Below are 1,725 nucleotides of genomic sequence, written 5' to 3' on the forward strand. Positions count from 1 at the left end.
CCCAGGCACAGGCCGGGCGCGGCAGGCGCCGGCTTCGCTGCCGGGGGCACCGCCAGGCCCTGGGGTATCGCCCGCGGCGCGCCGCGCAGCATGGCGTACAGGGTCCGTCCCTCGCGGGTGCGCAGCGGCCAGCTGGCGCTGGGTTGCGGCGAGGCGCGACCGAGCAGGTCGTCGAGACGGCAATCGAAGAAGGTCTCCACCGGCTGGCCGAGCAGGCGCTGGCGCGGACAACCGAGCAGGTTCAGCGCGCTCTGGTTCACCGCGCGGATCCGCCCGTCTTCCTCGAAGGCCAGCAGCCCTTCGCTGAACAGGCCGACATAGTCGCCCTGGACATGGAAGCGCAGCAGCCAGGAGCCCTCGAAGCGACGGAGGAAATAGCAGCCCTCGATGATCTTCGCCGACAGGTTGACCAGCGCCATGGTGTGGAACTGGCTCTGCCGCGAGACTTCCTGGCGCGCCGAAGACACGTCGAGCACCGCCATCAGCTCGCCCTGCGGATCGAACACCGGGCTCGCCGAGCAGGTCAGGCCGGTGTGGCGGCTACGGAAGTGCTCTTCCTGCTGGATGGTCAGGGCCTGCCGCTCGACCACGCAGGTGCCGATGCCGTTGGTGCCTTCGCAGGGCTCGCTCCAGTCGGCGCCGAGCCAGAGGCCGGCGTGTTCGAAGGTCTGGCGCTGGGCGTCGGCGTTGACGCAATTGAGGATCACCCCGCGGGCATCGGTGAGTAGTACCGCGTGGTCGTTGCCGGAAAGCTGCTGGTAGAGGCTGTGCATCTCGCCATCGGCGATCTCCAGCACCTGTTGCAGGCGCTCGCGGCGTTCGAGCATGCGCGCGTGCTCCAGCACCATCGGCGCCATCGGCTGGCCGGGATCGAGATGGTGCTGTTCCAGGCAGCGCAGCCAGGAGCGGGCGATGGACGGATCGGTCGCAGGGCCGCCCGGCGGGATCTTGCCCTGGGCGACGGTCAGCACTTGCCGCGCGTGGCGGCTCATGGAACTGGCAGGCATTGTTATGGTTCTCCGCGAGGGACGGGCCGTCTCTTGCCTGGGCGCGGTGGATCGGTCCGCGAGTCTCCGGACGGCTATCGGTGCAGCATCCAACAGGCCGGGGCGCAATGCAACGACGGACTGACCGATGAGTCATGCGCTGCGCCGAAAACGGTACAGAGTGTCACTCACGAGCGTCCCGCCCGCGTGACAGGGAGCGTTCGCAAGCCCCCCTGCGAAACCTCCAGGACGCTCTACTTCGGGCCTTTCGCCACTCTGGCCCGGCCCTTGCTCCAGGCTTACGACAAGCGCGACAGCGCGTCCTCCCCTAATAAGCACAAGAGCCAGGAGATACCATCATGCGTTACGCTCATCCCGGTAGCGAAGGCGCCATCGTTTCCTTCAAGGCCCGCTACGGCAACTACATCGGCGGCGAGTTCGTGCCTCCGGTCAAGGGCCAGTACTTCACCAACACCTCGCCGGTGAACGGCCAGCCGATCGCCGAGTTCCCCCGTTCCACCGCCGAGGACATCGACAAGGCCCTCGACGCCGCCCACGCCGCCGCCGACGCCTGGGGCCGCACCTCGGTGCAGGAGCGTTCGAACATCCTGCTGAAGATCGCCGACCGCATCGAGCAGAACCTGGAACTGCTCGCCGTCACCGAGACCTGGGACAACGGCAAGGCCGTGCGCGAGACCCTCAACGCCGACATCCCCCTGGCCGCCGACCACTTCCGCTA

The 1,725-nt window shown here is 68.0% G+C and carries 1 protein-coding gene and 1 pseudogene; one reads left to right on the plus strand and one right to left on the minus strand.

What is annotated here, in order from left to right:
* Positions 1-1,007, minus strand: a pseudogene (eatR, locus tag FFS27_RS32445) (sigma-54-dependent transcriptional regulator EatR); the annotation flags it as partial.
* Between the two features lie 338 nt (positions 1,008-1,345).
* On the opposite strand from eatR, the gene FFS27_RS32450 reads away from it, so the two are divergent.
* On the plus strand, positions 1,346-1,725 hold a 380-nt coding region (locus tag FFS27_RS32450; RefSeq protein WP_121768481.1), incomplete at its 3' end, for an aldehyde dehydrogenase family protein.

The sequence above is a fragment of the Pseudomonas sp. 2VD genome, assembly GCF_005503585.1.
In the GTDB taxonomy this organism is placed as follows: Bacteria; Pseudomonadota; Gammaproteobacteria; order Pseudomonadales; family Pseudomonadaceae; genus Pseudomonas; species Pseudomonas aeruginosa.